Source organism: Sphingomonas sp. (assembly GCF_004799495.1).
Classification (GTDB): Bacteria; Pseudomonadota; Alphaproteobacteria; order Sphingomonadales; family Sphingomonadaceae; genus Sphingomonas.
In genome coordinates this window covers 117796-133000 of record NZ_SSMY01000011.1, presented here as the reverse complement: position 1 = coordinate 133000, position 15205 = coordinate 117796, and the positions used below count along the sequence as shown (strand labels likewise).

At 65.7% G+C, this 15205-nt stretch carries 15 protein-coding genes; 7 read left to right on the top strand and 8 right to left on the bottom strand.

Annotated features, from left to right (window positions below):
- Positions 1–36: 36 nt before the first annotated feature.
- A complete protein-coding gene (locus E7773_RS11975; RefSeq protein WP_293991523.1) occupies positions 37–489 on the bottom strand; it encodes a GatB/YqeY domain-containing protein in 453 nt (150 codons plus the stop codon).
- A 98-nt stretch (positions 490–587) separates the two neighbouring features.
- Here E7773_RS11975 and carA point away from each other — a divergent pair, with 98 nt between their 5' ends.
- From carA to E7773_RS11955, 4 genes are all read left to right on the top strand, one after another.
- Complete coding sequence (gene carA / locus E7773_RS11970; protein WP_293991520.1) at positions 588–1763, top strand: glutamine-hydrolyzing carbamoyl-phosphate synthase small subunit; 1176 nt, start codon at positions 588–590, stop codon at positions 1761–1763.
- Between the two features lie 201 nt (positions 1764–1964).
- The gene (gene carB, locus E7773_RS11965) at positions 1965–5288 is read left to right on the top strand and encodes a carbamoyl-phosphate synthase large subunit (protein ID WP_293991517.1); all 3324 of its coding nucleotides are present in this window, start codon (positions 1965–1967) and stop codon (positions 5286–5288) included.
- Between the two features lie 94 nt (positions 5289–5382).
- On the top strand, positions 5383–5859 hold the full coding sequence (greA, locus tag E7773_RS11960; RefSeq protein WP_293991515.1) for a transcription elongation factor GreA: 477 nt from the start codon (positions 5383–5385) through the stop codon (positions 5857–5859).
- Positions 5856–6491, top strand: a complete 636-nt coding sequence (locus tag E7773_RS11955; RefSeq protein ID WP_293991513.1) for a rhomboid family intramembrane serine protease — start codon at positions 5856–5858, stop codon at positions 6489–6491. The genes greA and E7773_RS11955 overlap by 4 nt, the downstream gene beginning before the upstream one ends.
- Here E7773_RS11955 and E7773_RS11950 read toward each other — a convergent pair.
- From E7773_RS11950 to E7773_RS11930, 5 genes are read right to left on the bottom strand one after another with little or no spacing between them, the layout of a single operon-like run.
- A complete protein-coding gene (locus E7773_RS11950; RefSeq protein WP_293991511.1) occupies positions 6488–6718 on the bottom strand; it encodes a DUF4170 domain-containing protein in 231 nt (76 codons plus the stop codon). The two genes, E7773_RS11955 and E7773_RS11950, sit on opposite strands and share 4 nt — an antisense overlap.
- Positions 6719–6754: 36 nt before the next feature.
- Positions 6755–7219 carry a hypothetical protein gene (locus E7773_RS11945; RefSeq protein ID WP_293991509.1) on the bottom strand — a complete coding sequence of 155 codons (465 nt, stop codon included), beginning with the start codon at positions 7217–7219 and terminating at the stop codon, positions 6755–6757.
- Positions 7220–7247: 28 nt separating this feature from the next.
- A complete protein-coding gene (locus tag E7773_RS11940; protein WP_293991507.1) occupies positions 7248–7535 on the bottom strand; it encodes a DUF3618 domain-containing protein in 288 nt (95 codons plus the stop codon).
- Positions 7532–7891: a phage holin family protein gene (locus E7773_RS11935; protein WP_293991504.1), complete on the bottom strand. Its 360-nt coding sequence runs from the start codon at positions 7889–7891 to the stop codon at positions 7532–7534. The genes E7773_RS11940 and E7773_RS11935 overlap by 4 nt, the downstream gene beginning before the upstream one ends.
- A 15-nt stretch (positions 7892–7906) precedes the next feature.
- Positions 7907–8365, bottom strand: a complete 459-nt coding sequence (locus tag E7773_RS11930) for a hypothetical protein (protein WP_293991501.1) — start codon at positions 8363–8365, stop codon at positions 7907–7909.
- 145 nt (positions 8366–8510) lie between these two features.
- On the opposite strand from E7773_RS11930, the gene eno reads away from it, so the two are divergent.
- From eno to E7773_RS11915, 3 genes are all read left to right on the top strand, one after another.
- The gene (gene eno, locus E7773_RS11925; protein WP_293991498.1) at positions 8511–9794 is read left to right on the top strand and encodes a phosphopyruvate hydratase; all 1284 of its coding nucleotides are present in this window, start codon (positions 8511–8513) and stop codon (positions 9792–9794) included.
- 106 nt (positions 9795–9900) lie between these two features.
- Positions 9901–10215 (top strand): septum formation initiator family protein, encoded by a 315-nt coding sequence (locus E7773_RS11920; protein ID WP_293991495.1) that lies wholly within the window; start codon positions 9901–9903, stop codon positions 10213–10215.
- Positions 10216–10307: 92 nt separating this feature from the next.
- Positions 10308–12062: a DUF885 domain-containing protein gene (locus E7773_RS11915; RefSeq protein ID WP_293991493.1), complete on the top strand. Its 1755-nt coding sequence runs from the start codon at positions 10308–10310 to the stop codon at positions 12060–12062.
- A 98-nt stretch (positions 12063–12160) separates the two neighbouring features.
- On the opposite strand, the gene E7773_RS11910 is transcribed toward E7773_RS11915, so the two are convergent.
- Complete coding sequence (locus E7773_RS11910; RefSeq protein WP_293991489.1) at positions 12161–13675, bottom strand: tryptophan halogenase family protein; 1515 nt, start codon at positions 13673–13675, stop codon at positions 12161–12163.
- Positions 13672–15069 carry an MFS transporter gene (locus E7773_RS11905; protein ID WP_293992293.1) on the bottom strand — a complete coding sequence of 466 codons (1398 nt, stop codon included), beginning with the start codon at positions 15067–15069 and terminating at the stop codon, positions 13672–13674. The genes E7773_RS11910 and E7773_RS11905 overlap by 4 nt, the downstream gene beginning before the upstream one ends.
- Positions 15070–15205: the final 136 nt, after the last annotated feature.

Sequence of the window (15205 nt, the reverse complement as noted above, 5' to 3'; positions counted from 1 at the left end):
AAAGCTATTGTATTTCAAAGGGATGGGCGAGATGGGCTAGCTCAAAGCCGCCTTCACCGCCGCGCTCGCCTTCGACATATCGAGGCTACTCGCATGCCGCGCCTTCAGTTCGGCCATCACGCGGCCCATGTCCTTCATGCCGCTCGCGCCCAGCTCAGCCTTGATCGCCTCGATCGCAGCGGCGGTCTCTGCGTCGCTCATCTGCGCCGGCAAGAAGCGTTCGATCACCCCAACCTCGGCCTCTTCCGCCTTAGCCAGTTCCTCGCGACCCCCTTTACGAAACATCTCGATCGATTCGCGGCGCTGCTTGACCATCTTCTGGAGCACTTCGACCACCAGCGTGTCGTCGTCGGTCGGCTGCGCCTTGGTGCGTTCTTCGATGTCGCGGTTCTTGATCGCCGACTGGATCAGGCTGATCGCGTTGCGGGATTCCTTGTCGCCGGCCTTCATGGCGGCGATCTGGGCGGCTTTGATATCGTCTCTGATCATGTTTGCTCCCTAGCGCCGGTTGACGCGCGGGGGGAGGGGCTTTAGCGACCGCCGCTTAGCGACATCGTTGCGAAACCCCAGAGGAGTGCCCGCCCGCGATGGCCGACGCGAAACCCTATGACGTGCCCGCCGGCGCCACCGGATGCCTCGTGCTGGCGTCGGGCGACGTGCTGTGGGGCCGCGGGTTCGGGGCGGAGGGGCAGGCAGTCGGCGAGGTGTGCTTCCACACCGCGATGACCGGCTACCAGGAGATCATGACCGACCCGTCGTTCGCGGGACAGATCATCACCTTCACCTTTCCGCATATCGGCAATGTCGGGGCGAACGCCGACGATGTGGAGGCGGATTTGCCCCACGCGCTCGGCATGATCGTGCGCGAGGACGTGACCGCGCCGTCGAACTTTCGCTCGGCCGAGCGGCTCGATGCGTGGATGAAGCGCCACGCGCGGATCGGGCTGGCGGGGATCGACACGCGCGCGCTGACGCGGCGGATCAGGGCGGGCGGTGCGCCCAACGGGGTGATCGCGCACGCGGCGGACGGCCAGTTCGACGTGCCGCTGCTGCTGGAGATGGCGCGGGCGTGGCCCGGGCTCGAGGGCATGGACCTGGCGAAGGCGGTGACCGCCGAGGCCGATTACGGCTGGGAAGGCGGGGTCTGGCGGCTGGGGTTCGGCTATCACGGCAAGGGCGCGGAGGCCGACCGCCCCCACGTCGTCGCGATCGATTACGGCGCCAAGCGCAACATCTACCGCAATTTGGTGAAGGCCGGCGCGCGGGTCAGCGTCGTGCCCGCCACCGCCAGCTTCGATCAGGTCATGGCGCTCCAGCCCGACGGCATCTTCCTGTCGAATGGCCCGGGCGATCCCGCCGCGACCGGGGAGTATGCCGTGCCGGTGATCCGCCAGCTGCTCGACACGGGCAAGCCGCTGTTCGGCATCTGCCTCGGCCATCAATTGCTCGGGCTCGCGGTCGGCGCGCGGACGACCAAGATGTTCCAGGGCCATCGCGGCGCCAACCATCCGGTCAAGCGGCTGGCAGACGGCGCGGTCGAGATCACCAGCATGAACCACGGCTTCGCGGTCGAGCGCGACAGCCTGCCCGCCAACGCCCGCGAGACGCACGTGTCGCTGTTCGACGGCTCGAACGCCGGGCTGGAGTTGACCGACAAGCCCGCGTTCAGCGTCCAATACCACCCCGAAGCGAGCCCGGGGCCGCAGGACAGCTTCTATCTGTTCGAGCGGTTTGTTGGCGTGTTGGGGAAGACCAATGGCTAGTCAGTGGGAGTATAACACGGCCACTCGCTATCTGTTGGCCGGGCGTTGGGACTGGGAAGAGCCGCAGCTCAAGCAAATGGCTGTTTACGAAGCGCTCGATGCGGTGGGACGTGAGGGATGGGAGCTGGTTAGCGCTGTGTCGCTAAACGAAAACGGCACAACGAACGAAGTTCAATACCTGTTTAAGCGGCCCCTACGCTAATGCCCAAACGCACCGACATATCCTCGATCCTCGTCATCGGCGCAGGGCCCATCGTCATCGGCCAGGCGTGCGAGTTCGATTATTCGGGCACGCAGGCGATCAAGGCTCTCAAGGAAGAGGGCTATCGCATCGTCCTGGTCAATTCGAACCCGGCGACGATCATGACCGATCCCGAGCTGGCCGACGCGACCTATGTCGAGCCGATCACGCCCGCGGTGGTCGCCAAGATCATCGAGAAGGAGCGCCCCGACGCGGTGCTGCCGACGATGGGTGGGCAGACCGCGCTCAACACCGCGCTGGCGCTCGCGCAGGACGGGACGCTGGCGAAGTTCGGCTGCGTGATGATCGGCGCCGATGCCGAGGCGATCGACAAGGCCGAGGATCGGCTGAAGTTCAAGGACGCGATGACCAAGATCGGCCTCGAAAGCGCGCGCTCGGCGATCGCGCATAGCGAGGCGGAGGCGCTCGCGGGGCTGGAGAAGGTCGGGCTGCCGGCGATCATCCGGCCCAGCTTCACGCTTGGCGGGACCGGGGGTGGGGTCGCGTACAATCGCGACGAGTTCATCGAGATCGTCCGCAAGGGACTCGACGCCTCGCCGACCACCGAGGTGCTGATCGAGGAATCGCTGCTCGGCTGGAAGGAATATGAGATGGAGGTGGTCCGCGACCGCGCGGACAATGCCATCATCATCTGCTCGATCGAGAATGTCGACCCGATGGGTGTCCATACGGGCGATTCGATCACCGTCGCGCCGGCGCTGACGCTGACCGACAAGGAATATCAGATCATGCGCAACGCGAGCATCGCGTGCCTGCGCGAAATCGGTGTCGAGACAGGGGGTTCGAACGTCCAGTTCGCGGTCAATCCGAAGGATGGCCGCCTGATCGTGATCGAGATGAACCCGCGCGTGTCGCGCTCCTCCGCGTTGGCGTCGAAGGCGACAGGCTTTCCGATCGCCAAGGTCGCGGCGAAGCTAGCGGTGGGCTACACGCTCGACGAGATCGAGAACGATATTACGGGCGCGACGCCGGCGAGCTTCGAGCCGACGATCGATTACATCGTCACGAAGATCCCGCGCTTCGCGTTCGAGAAGTTCAAGGGCGCCGAACCGTTGCTCGGCACCGCGATGAAGTCGGTCGGCGAAGTCATGGCGATCGGGCGCAACATTCACGAGAGCCTCCAGAAGGCGCTGCGCGGGTTGGAGACCGGGCTGTCGGGGTTCAACATCGTCGACCGGCTGGTCGGCGCGCCCAAGGACGAGATCGAAGCAGCGCTGGCGCTGCCGACGCCCGACCGGTTGCTGGTCGCGGCGCAGGCATTGCGCGAGGGGTTCAGCGTCGCCGAAGTGCATGCGATCGCCAAATACGATCCGTGGTTCCTCGAACGCATCGCCGAGATCGTCGCGGCGGAGAACGAAGTGCTCGAAAACGGCCTGCCGCAGGATGCGGTTGGGTTGCGGCGGCTCAAGGCAATGGGGTTCAGCGACAAGCGGCTCGGCTATCTCGCGCTGGCCTCGGCGGGGTTGCGCGACCGCTATCAGGCGCGCTCGGGGCTGATCCACGAGGCGGTCAAGGCGATGACCGGCGGGGTCAACGAGGACGAGGTGCGCGAACTGCGCCACCGGCTCGGCGTGCGGCCGGTGTTCAAGCGGATCGATACCTGCGCCGCGGAATTCGATGCGAAGACGCCGTACATGTACTCGACCTACGAGGCGCCGAGCTTCGGCGAGCCCGAGTGCGAGAGCGCCCCCTCGACGCGGCGCAAGATCGTCATCCTGGGCGGCGGGCCGAACCGGATCGGGCAGGGGATCGAGTTCGACTATTGCTGCTGCCACGCCTGTTTTGCGCTGGCCGACGCCGGGTTCGAGACGATCATGGTCAATTGCAATCCGGAGACGGTGTCGACCGATTACGACACGTCGGACCGGCTCTATTTCGAGCCGCTGACCGCCGAGGACGTGCTCGAAATCCTCGAAGTCGAGAAGTCGAAGGGCGAGTTGGTCGGCGTGATCGTTCAGTTCGGCGGGCAGACCCCGCTCAACCTGGCGCGCGCGCTGGAGAAGGCGGGGATTCCGATCCTCGGCACCAGCCCCGACGCAATCGACCTGGCGGAGGATCGCGAGCGGTTCGCGGCGCTCGTCAACAAGCTCGGCTTGCTGCAGCCGTCGAACGGCATCGCGCGTAGCGCGGAAGAGGCGGTCGCGGTGGCCGAGCGGATCGGCTACCCGGTGCTCATGCGGCCGAGCTACGTCCTCGGCGGCCGCGCGATGGAGATCGTCGACGGCCGCCCGCAGCTTGAAGAATATATCCAAACGGCGGTGCAAGTGTCGGGCGACTCTCCCGTCCTGATCGACCAATATCTGCGCGACGCGATCGAGGTCGATGTCGACGCGATCTGCGACGGGACCGACGTTGTGGTCGCGGGCGTGCTCCAGCATATCGAGGAAGCCGGCGTCCATTCGGGCGACAGCGCCTGCTCGATCCCGCCTTATTCGCTGGACGACGACATCGTCGCCAAAATCGAGCGCCAGGCCGACGCGCTCGCCCGCGCGCTCAACGTCGTGGGCCTCATGAACATCCAGTTCGCGGTCAAGGACGGCCAGGTCTATCTGATCGAGGTCAACCCGCGCGCGTCGCGCACCGTGCCGTTCGTCGCCAAGGCAATCGGCGCACCCATCGCCAAGATCGCCAGCCGCGTGATGGCGGGGGAGAAGCTGGCGAGCCTGCCCAGGATCGATCGCGACATCGGCTATTTCGCGGTCAAGGAAGCTGTCTTCCCGTTCAACCGCTTCCAGGGGATCGATCCGGTCCTCTCACCCGAAATGAAGTCGACCGGCGAAGTCATGGGAATCGATCAGGATTTCACCGCGGCGTTCGGCAAGGCCGAGCTCGGCGCGGGGACGGTGCTGCCCGAGGGCGGCACGGTGTTCGTCAGCGTCAAGGACACCGACAAACCGGTCATTCTGCCGGGCGTCCGCGCACTCGCCGACTACGGCTTCACGATCGTCGCGACCGGCGGCACCGCCGATTATCTGACCGAGCACGGCGTTGTGGTCGAGCGCGTCAACAAGGTCGCACAGGGCCGCCCGCACATCGTCGATCGCATCAAGGACGGCGGGATCGACATGATCTTCAACACCACCGAGGGTTGGCAAAGCCTGAAGGACTCGCAACCGATCCGCCAATCCGCGGTTGCGCAGAAGATCCCGCACTTCACCACCGCGTCGGCGTCGGTCGAGGCGGCCAGGGCGATCGTCGCGCTCGCCACGCGATCCCTTGAAGTCCGGCCGCTTCAATCTTATCATTCGCCCTCGCACAATTGATCCCCACATAAGAAACAAAGGTGCGGGCGGTCCGTTTTGGGCCGCTTGGGGTAGAGATTTTGAGTGGTTCTGACTTTTTTTGGGGAACAAAGGGATGGCGACCGTCGAGAAGATGCCGATGCTGCAGGAGGGCTATGAAAAGCTCCACGCGGATCTGCGCCGGCTCAAAGAGGAGCGCCCGCTGATCGTCGATGCGATCGAGGAAGCGCGCGCGCACGGCGACCTGTCGGAAAACGCCGAATATCATGCCGCCAAGGAGCAGCAGGGCCAGAACGAAGCCGCGATCTCCGAGATCGAGGATCGGCTGAGCCGCGCGCAGATCATCGATCCCAAGGAATTGTCGGGCGACAAGATCGTGTTCGGCGCGACCGTCACGCTGCTCGACGACGAGGACAAGCCGGTACGGTACCAGATCGTCGGCCAGACCGAGGCGGACGCCAAGACCGGGCGGATCTCGTACAATTCGCCGATCGGCCGCGCGCTGATCGGGCGCAAAGTCGACGACGAAGTCGAAGTGTCGGTGCCCGCGGGAGACCGCTATTACCTCGTCAGCAAGATCGAGTTCATTTGAACGGGATCGACTTGCCGCGCGGGCGCGTCACCGACGCGCTCGTCGCGTTCATCTTTGTCACCGCGATGCTGCAATTGGTCGTCGTCATCGCGATGACGGCGGCCCGCTACGGGTTCATGCCGTTCGACGTCGTGGCGGGCGCGTGGCGGCAGGATCCGGTCAGGACGCTGTTCTCGCCGCTCGTCTCGCAATTCCTGATGGCGAGCATCTTCGCGACGCTGTTGAACACAATCTTCCTGCTGATCGCCGGGCGCTACGTCGAGCGCTCGGTCGGGCCGGTCGGACTGATCGCGACGTTCGTCGCGGGGGCCTATGGCGGCGCGCTGGCGCGGCTGGCGCTGACGCCGCACTCGATCTTGGTCACGCAAAGCGCGAGCGCCGGGCTGTACGCGTTGGTCGGCGCCTATCTCACGCTCTATGGCGTGCCTACTATCCTGCCGGTGCCGCGACACTATGGCCGCTTGGCGCAGATCGCCGCGCTGGCGGGGTTCTGGATGCTGATCACCGTCGCCTTCATGCTGGCGTCGGGCGTGTTCGAACTGTCGCTGGGCGTGATCGATCCGCTCGGCGGATTGATCGCCGGGCTGCTGGTGGCACGCCCGTTGCTGCGCTGGCGCTACCGCAAGGCTTAGGCCGCCGGCGCCTGCAAGTCGGGGTCGGGCTCGAGCAGGCGGTGGAGGTGAACAACCACGAACTTCATCTCGGCATCGTCGACGGTGCGCTGCGCGGCGGAGCGCCATGCTTTTTCGGCCAGCGCGAAATTGGGAAAGATGCCGACGATTTCGATCGTGTCTTCGTCAAAATCGAGCGTCTGCGGATCCTTGACGCGGCCGCCGAACACGAGATGGAGCTTGCTCATGGCGGCCCCATATCGCGCCCCACCTCCAAGTAAAGGTTAATCGGCCTTTTTCGCGCGCGTGCGCTTGGCCGGCGCCCGAATGGGGGCGTCGATGCGCTTGGCAAGTGCGGCGTCGCCGCCCGCCGACATCGCCTTGCCGACCTGGTCGAGCAGTTTGTTGACTTGCGCGCGCGCCGCACCCTTGCTGAGCGGAAGCGAGCCCAGTTCGGCCTTGGCCGCCTCCTTCGCCGCTTCGGCAGCGCCCGCCGCCGCGCCGGTCAGGCGCTTGCCGACCGGTCCAAGCAATTCGGTTTCGCGCTTGCTCCTGGGCAGCAGCGCGCCCGCCGCCAGCCCGATCGCGATCCCGCCCACAACCACCGCGAGCGGATTGGCCTCGGCGGCCTTGCCGACGCGCTGCGCCGCCTTGCGCGTTTCGTGGAGCGCGTCGTTGGCCGCGCCACGCGCGCTGGTCAGCGCGGTTTCCATGCGGCCTGCGGGCTTCTTGGTGGTCTGCTCGGTCATCGGAGTAGTCCTCTTGGAAAACGTTGATTCAGGTATTGGTCGATCGGCGGCGGAACAGGCGGGCAAGCGGCTTGCGGACGAGGAAGGCGGTCACTGCGGCGACAACGCCCATCGTCGGCACCGGGTTGCGCTTTATCGTGTCGACGCCGGCCTGTGCGATGTCGCCACCGATTTCCTTCAGTTCGTCGATCGCGTCGCGTGCCAGGGCGCTCGGCTTGAGCCGCGATTGCAGCGCGACGACCGTGTTGGCCAGTTGCTGCCGGCTTTCCGCCGACTGCGCCTCGGCGCGGGCGAGTTCGTCATCGGCCAAGCTCATCGCCGCCGGTCCTTGTCCTTGATGTCGGTCGCCTTGAGCAACAGACGGTAGGCGAGGAACGCCAGCAATCCGGCGAGCGCCAGCCCGACGACCACCACGATCCCGGTCGCGCCGCCAGGGCCGATCAGCCGGGTCAGCACGATTAGCAGCCCGACCAGCGCCGCGACGATTACCGCCTGGACCAGCGCCAGTGCTATGACCGCGAGGATGATCGCGTTGCGTGCCTCATCGATCCGCGAAAACAGCCGCGCCCGATAGAGCTTGAGTTCCGCCCGGACGAATTCCTCGCCGTCGTCGATCAGCCGGCTGACCAACGCAGGGATGCTTTCGTTCTGGGGTGCCGGCTCCTCCTCCACGCGGGCGCTGCGCCGTCAGGCCTTCTTGTCGTCGGCGGGGGCGTCCAGCCCCGCCTTGACCAGCCGCGCCAGCACGAAGCCGATCGCCGCCGCGGTACCGATCGCGACCGCCGGGCTCTTCTTCACGAAATCGCGCGCTTCCTCGATGATGTCGTCGACTTGCTTCGACTGCAGCGACTTGGAGAAGTTCGCGACCGCGTCGGCGGCGGAGCGGGCGTATTGCCCGTATTGGTCGCCGACCTTCTCGTCGACCGTCCCCACCGCGTCGTGGAGCATCGCGGCGAGCTCGTCGAGCGCACCGCCCGCGCGGGTCTTGCCGTCTTCCGCCGCGGCCTTCGCCTTGTCGCCCGCATCGTTGGCGAACTTGATGACATTGTCCTTGAGCGTCTGGATGCCCGGCGCGGTGCCGGCGGTCGCGCCCGTGTCGTTATCGACGACGGTGCCAGTCGGGGTCGTGGGTGCAGTGTCGGCCATGAAATCGTTCCTTACTCTACCTCTTGCGACAACCAAGGCGGTCCCTGCCGGTTCCGTCCTCCCAAGCGAATTGCCCGCATCAGTCGAACCCGATAGAGCGCCGCCGCGACACCCCTTGCGGGTACCAATCTAGGAAGACCGTTCCATGACCGCAATCATCGACATGCACGCCCGTCAAATCATCGACAGCCGAGGCAATCCGACGGTCGAGGTCGAGGTGATGCTGGAGGACGGTTCGTTTGGCCGCGCGGCGGTGCCGTCGGGCGCCTCGACGGGCGCGCACGAGGCCGTCGAACTGCGTGACGGCGACAAGAGTCGCTGGTCGGGTAAGGGCGTCCAGAAGGCGGTCGACGCGGTCAACGGCGAGATCGCCGACACGATCCTGGGACTCGACGCCGAGGATCAGGCCGAGGTGGACAAGGCAATGATCGCGCTCGACGGAACGCCGAACAAGGCGCGGCTGGGGGCGAACGCGATCCTGGGGGTGAGTTTGGCGACCGCGAAGGCGGCAGCGGATGCGCGCGGTCTGCCACTCTACCGCTATGTCGGCGGGGTCAATGCGCACGTGCTGCCGGTGCCGATGATGAACATCATCAACGGCGGCGAGCATGCCGACAACCCGATCGATTTCCAGGAATTCATGATCGTGCCGGTCGGCGCGTCGAGTCTGTTCGAGGCGGTGCGCTACGGGTCGGAGATATTCCATACGCTCAAGAAGATGCTCCACGACAAAGGCCTCTCCACGGGCGTGGGCGACGAGGGCGGGTTCGCGCCCGACATCGCCAACACCACCGACGCGCTCGACTTCATCATGCGCGCGATCGAGGGCGCGGGGTACAAGCCCGGCGACGACGTGATGCTCGCGCTCGACCCGGCCTCGACCGAGTTCTTCGAGGACGGCAAGTACAACATCTCGGCCGAGAATAAGCTGCTCAGCCCGGCGGAAATGGCCGGCTATTATGCCGACCTCGTCGCGCGTTACCCGATCTTCTCGATCGAGGACGGCATGGCCGAGGACGATTTCGAGGGATGGAAAGCACTGACCGATCTGGTCGGCGACAAGGTGCAGCTGGTCGGCGACGATCTGTTCGTGACCAACCCTGAGCGGCTCGCCGACGGGATCGAGCGGGGCCTGGGCAATTCGATCCTGATCAAGGTCAACCAGATCGGCACGCTGACCGAGACGCTCGCCGCGGTGTCGATGGCGCAGCGTCATTCGTACACCGCAGTGATGTCGCACCGCTCGGGCGAGACCGAGGATGCGACGATCGCCGACCTCGCGGTTGCGACAAATTGCGGACAGATCAAGACCGGCAGCCTCGCGCGCTCGGACCGGCTGGCGAAGTACAACCAACTGATCCGGATCGAAGAGGAACTGGGCGATATCGCGGTCTATGCCGGACGCGGAGTTTTGCGGTCGGCGCGGTAAGTTCCACCGTCGGATTCGCTTTACCGCTAAACCGACTCGACTCACCGAATCATGGTTAATTTTCAGCTTGATCCATGAGTCGGCTTGCGCGACAGATGAAGTCGCAATGTCGCGCACCCAAACCACCTTCCGCTACGTCTTTCGCCGTGCCGCGTTCCCTGCGCTCGCGCTCGGAATCATGGCGTTTTTCGGCATCTACGCGGTGGTCGGGTCGAACGGCGCGCTGGCGTATGGCGACTATCAGCGAATGCTCGCGCGCCAGCAGCAGCACCTCGCGCAGCTCAAGCAACAGCAGGCAGTGCTCGCCAACCGCGTCCAGTTGCTCGATCCCCGCAAGGTCGATCCGGACATGGCCGACGAGCTGACACGCAAGCAGCTCAACGTGGTCAACCCCAACGAGGTTGTCATTCCGCTGAAATAGCGGAGCGCGCCGCGCGTTTTCGCGCGCCCACCACTGGCGTCGAACCGCGCAATCTGGCAGCACGCGTGCCAGAAAAGACGCGGGAGAGAGCGATGAAGGTAAAGCTGTTGAGCGCGGTCGCCATCCTGGCGCTGGCCGCCTGCACATCGTCGACCACGACGAACAACACGGCGACGGGCAATACCACCAGCACGTCGACGACGACCGCCGCGGCTGCAATGCCCTGGGCGCAGTTCCGCGATGGCTTCATCGACGGCTGGTTCAAGCTCGACCCCGCCAACGCGGTGTACGAGGGCAAGCACGAGTATGACGGCGGGATCGCCGACTGGAGCCCCGCCGGCCTGAAGGCGCAGAGCGATTTCTTCCACAAGGCGATCACCGACGCCGGCGCCTACGACAAATCTAAAATGTCGAAGCAGGATGCGTTCGAACGCGATTACCTGATCCAGGTCGCCAAGGGTAAGCTGTTCTGGCTGGAGGATGCCGACCAGCCGCACACCAACCCCGCTTATTACGTCGGCGGCGGGCTCGATCCCAACGTCTATATCGCGCGCCACTATGCCGATGCGCCGACGCGGATGAAGGCGATCATCAAGTTCTTCCGCCAAATTCCGTCGGCCGCCGCGAACATCCGCACCAATTTGAAAACGCCGATGCCGGCGAGCTTCATTAAATACGGTGTCGCCGGGTTCTCGGGCTTCGCCGATTATTACACCGGCGACGCGAAGAAGGCGTTCGCGAGCGTCCACGACAAGGCGCTGCAAAAGGACTTCGACGACGCGGCGGGTGCGGCGTCGAAGGCGATGGCGGATCTCGCCAAGTGGCTCGACGGCCAGAAGGGATCGGCGACGCAGGACTTCGCGCTCGGCGCCGACAAGTTTCAGCGGATGCTGCTGGCGACCGAGGGCGTCGATACCCCGCTCGACCAGCTCGAGGCGGCGGGGCGCGCCGATCTCAAGAAGAACCAGGACGCGCTGAAGAGCGAATGCGATCGCTTCGCGCACGGCAAGACGCTCCAGCAATGCATGGACAAGATGGCGGCGAACAAGCCTGCCGGGAACGATCCGGTCGCCGAGGCGCGGCGCCAGATCCCGACGCTCAAGGCGTTCGTGCTGGCCAACGACATCGTCTCAATCCCCGGCACCGAACAGGCGCTGGTCGAGGAAAGCCCGCCGTACAACCGGCAGAACTCGGCCTATATCGACCCGCCCGGACCGTTCGATAAGGGCATCCCGTCGGTCTATTATATCTCGCCGCCCGACCCGAGCTGGCCCAAGGCGAAGCAGCTTGGGTTCGTGCCGGGCAAGATGGACCTGCTGTTCACTTCGGTCCACGAAGTGATGCCGGGGCATTTCGTCCAGTTCCTCCACGCCAACCGCTCGCCATCACTCTTCGGTCAGCTGTTCGTGGGCTACGCCTTCGCCGAAGGCTGGGCGCATTATGCCGAGGAAATGATGTGGGACGCCGGGCTCGGCCGCGGCGATGCCGAGACGCACATCGGCCAGATCAGCAATGCCTTGCTGCGCGATTGCCGTTTCCTATCGGCGATCGGGATGCACGCGCGCGGCATGAGCCAGGCGGATTCGTTCAAGATGTTCCGTGAGCAATGCTATCAGGATGAGGGCAATGCCGACCAGCAGGCGGCGCGCGGGACGTACGATCCGGCGTACCTCAACTACACGATGGGCAAGCTGATGATCCGCAAGCTGCGCGACGACTGGATCGCGACGCGTGGCGGCAGGAAAGCGTGGAAGGCGTTCCACGACGAGTTCCTGAGCTTCGGCGGCCCACCGATCCCGCTGGTACGAGCGGCGATGATGGGGGGCGACGCCAAAGCCGTCTTTTAGCCGGAGCGGGGCGATTAGCATTCGCTAATCGCCGCTCGCGCAGCGACGCGAACGGCCGGCCGGCCGGCGCGGCACTGCCGCGTCCGACGACGCGGGATTCACTCTCGCGTCGGGCCGTCAAGCGCCGCCAACGCCTCATCGTGCGACGCGAAGTTCAGCGCGCACCCGGTAATGAATGCATCGACCTCCGTCATGTCGGTCGGGGGTAGTGGCGCGTTGCGATCGACCTGCGCGGGATCAGGGAACTGTCCGTACCCTGCGAGCAGGCAATGCCACGACGCCGCCGAGTAATATTTGCCGATATCCTGCCGCGCGATCTCTTCCTCCAGGTCTCGCCCGGTGAACCAGCAAGTGATGATGCCCTTCAAAGAATCAGACAGATCCTGATTGGCGGCATTATCGCGCCAATAGGACGTGTCGGTGCGCCGGTTCATGCGATAGTGCGCGACGATATAGTCGCGAATGCCCTCGTACCGCGCGGCGATCGTGCGGTTGAAGGCGGTGCGGTGCAGCGGGCCGAAGCCGCCGTCGCGCCATGCCGCAACGAACCCCTCGACCGTCGCCTGGACGATGTGGAGCGCGGTCGCTTCGAGCGGCTCGATGAAGCCCTGCGCCAGCCCGAGCGCGAGGCAATTGCCCGACCAGCTATCGGCGATCCGTCCGACCTTCATCTTGAGATGCCGCGCCTCGACCGGCGCATCGAGCAGGCCGAGATGCGCGCGCAATTCGGTCTCCGCATCGTCGGCCGAACAATAGCTGCTGGCATAGACATAGCCGTTGCCGGTGCGGCTGGTGAGCGGGATATCCCACGCCCAGCCATGGCGGAACGCGGTTGAGATCGTCTGGCAGTTGGTGCCGCTCGGGTCGCGCGGCGTCGGCATCACCACCGCGCTGTCGTTGAACAGGTTGCTGGCGAACGGGAGGAACGGAACGCCGAGCGCGCCCTGCGCGATGACCGAGCGAAATCCGCTGCAATCGACGAAGAAGTCGCCGGCGATCGTCACACCGTCTTCGGCGATCAGGTGCGTCACGTCGCCGTCGGTGACCGCGATGTCGACCACGCGGTGCTGCAGGTGGCGAACGCCGAGGCCGACCGCGTGATCGCGCAGGAACGCGCCGACCAGGTGCGCGTCGAAATGATAGCCGTAGCCGACCTTGAACGGAAAATTGTCGGGCACGAGCGGTGCCAGCCGGTGTCCGGCCAAGGCAGTCGGCAGGAAGAAGCGGTCGGGGTGCGCCCAGACATCGGCGTTGTGCCGCCGCGCATAGGCGTTGACGAAGAACGCGGGCGCGGTGAACCCGTCGAGGTCGGTCGCGAAGGGGTGGAAATAGCCCTCGAACCCCCATGCCTCCGACCAGCCGCGAAAGCCGATCCCGGTCTTGTAGGTCGCGTTGCAGCGCGGCATCCACTCGGCTTCGGCGATACCGAGCGTGTCGAAGAATGCCTTCAGCTGCGGGGTCGATCCTTCGCCCACGCCGACGATCCCGATCTCCGGCGACTCTACAACGGTCACTGCCACCGTAGGCCCGAGATGATGCGCGAACAGATTGGCCGCCATCCACCCCGCGGTGCCGCCGCCGAGGATGACGATGCTGCGCTGTGGGTCGCTCATCGGGTGGTCTTAAGCGTCGGCACGTCTTCCTGCACCTCGATTCGCGCCGGGTTGCGGATCGACGGGCGCAGGCGCGCGACGCTGCACAGCCCGGCGACCACCGCGAACCCGACCGACACGAGCGGCGGAACGCGACCGGCGCCGACGCCGAGCGCGAGCAGCATCGCAACGACGGTGGCGCCGGTGGTCTGGCCCACCAGGCGCACGGTCGACACCATACCGCCCGCCGCGGCCGCGCGATTGCGCGGGGCGCTGCCGATGATCAGCCGCGCATTGGGCGGCATGAAGGTGCCGAACCCCGACCCGCACAGCGCCATCCGCCACGCCACGTCGAAATAGCTCGGATGCGCCGGCAGGAAGGCGAGAAGGAGCAGCGCGATGATGCTGATCGCCATCCCGATTCCGCCGAGCAGCCCGGCGGGAATGCGATCCGACAGCCAGCCCGACAATGGGGCTACGATCATGTTGGTGAGCGGCCATGGCGCGATGCACGCGCCGACCATCGCCGCCGAGAACCCGAACTCCTGCGTCAGCCGGAACGGGGTCGACAGCAGCAGGGTCATCGACGCGATGAACGCGGTGTACGCGCCGATCGCCGACAGCGCGAGCACGGGACGCGCCAGCAGGTCGATCGGCAGGATCGGGCTCGCTTCGCCCTGTTCGCGCCGCACGAAATAATAGCCGATCGTCGCCCCCGTCAGGATAATCGCCGCCGACACCACGGGACTGTTGCCGTGCACCGCGCTCTCCGCGCCGCCGATCACGAGCCCGAACATCGCCGCGCACATGATCGCGCCGAGCAGGTCGAAATGGCGGTCGCGCGCCGGCGGGTTCGGCAAGGCACGCCCGAGGATCAGGCTCAGCACCGCGAACGGCACCGCGCACGCGAAGACCCACGGCCACGGCGCCACCGCCAGCACCAGCCCGCCGATCGTCGGCGCGGCGGCGGCCGAGCTCGACACGATCACCGAGTTGATCCCCAGGCCGCGCCCGAGCTGGCTCGCCGGATAGGTCGAGCGGATCAGCGCCGACGACACGCTGAGCGCACCCGCCGCGCCGACCGCCTGCGCCGCGCGCACGACGAGCAGGAACGGCAGGCTGTTGGCGAAGAAGCAGAGCAATGTTGCGATAGTGAAGATCGCCTGGCCGACTTGGTACATCCGTTTGAGCCCGATGCGCTCGCCCAGCCCGGCGAACGGCAGCAGCAGCATCACCAGCATCAACTGATAGACCGTGACGATCGATACGACCGAGCTAGACTCGACGTGCAGGTCGCGCGCGATGCTGGGCAGGGCGACGTTGGCGATCCCGCCGTCGATGATGATCAGCGCAGTGCCGCAGCACAGAGCGCCGATCGCGCCATAACGGCGGGGAAGGGGCAGGCCGTCCTTCATCCGCTCCCTCATGCCGATTTAGCGCCGTCGCGCAACGCCCCGGCGTCCGCGGAACCCATTGCGCCGGTCGCGGTTGTACCGCTACCGAAACCAATGAGAGGATTGGACCGTGGGCAAAGGTTGCATTCTGTGGCTA

Coding starts and splice junctions, on each gene's coding strand:
- E7773_RS11975 (WP_293991523.1), bottom strand. CDS start 489: ATGATCAGAGACGATATCAAAGCCGCCCAGATCGCCGCCATGAAGGCC.
- carA (WP_293991520.1), top strand. CDS start 588: ATGGCCGACGCGAAACCCTATGACGTGCCCGCCGGCGCCACCGGATGC.
- carB (WP_293991517.1), top strand. CDS start 1,965: ATGCCCAAACGCACCGACATATCCTCGATCCTCGTCATCGGCGCAGGG.
- greA (WP_293991515.1), top strand. CDS start 5,383: ATGGCGACCGTCGAGAAGATGCCGATGCTGCAGGAGGGCTATGAAAAG.
- E7773_RS11950 (WP_293991511.1), bottom strand. CDS start 6,718: ATGAGCAAGCTCCATCTCGTGTTCGGCGGCCGCGTCAAGGATCCGCAG.
- E7773_RS11945 (WP_293991509.1), bottom strand. CDS start 7,219: ATGACCGAGCAGACCACCAAGAAGCCCGCAGGCCGCATGGAAACCGCG.
- E7773_RS11940 (WP_293991507.1), bottom strand. CDS start 7,535: ATGAGCTTGGCCGATGACGAACTCGCCCGCGCCGAGGCGCAGTCGGCG.
- E7773_RS11930 (WP_293991501.1), bottom strand. CDS start 8,365: ATGGCCGACACTGCACCCACGACCCCGACTGGCACCGTCGTCGATAAC.
- eno (WP_293991498.1), top strand. CDS start 8,511: ATGACCGCAATCATCGACATGCACGCCCGTCAAATCATCGACAGCCGA.
- E7773_RS11920 (WP_293991495.1), top strand. CDS start 9,901: ATGTCGCGCACCCAAACCACCTTCCGCTACGTCTTTCGCCGTGCCGCG.
- E7773_RS11915 (WP_293991493.1), top strand. CDS start 10,308: ATGAAGGTAAAGCTGTTGAGCGCGGTCGCCATCCTGGCGCTGGCCGCC.
- E7773_RS11910 (WP_293991489.1), bottom strand. CDS start 13,675: ATGAGCGACCCACAGCGCAGCATCGTCATCCTCGGCGGCGGCACCGCG.
- E7773_RS11905 (WP_293992293.1), bottom strand. CDS start 15,069: ATGAAGGACGGCCTGCCCCTTCCCCGCCGTTATGGCGCGATCGGCGCT.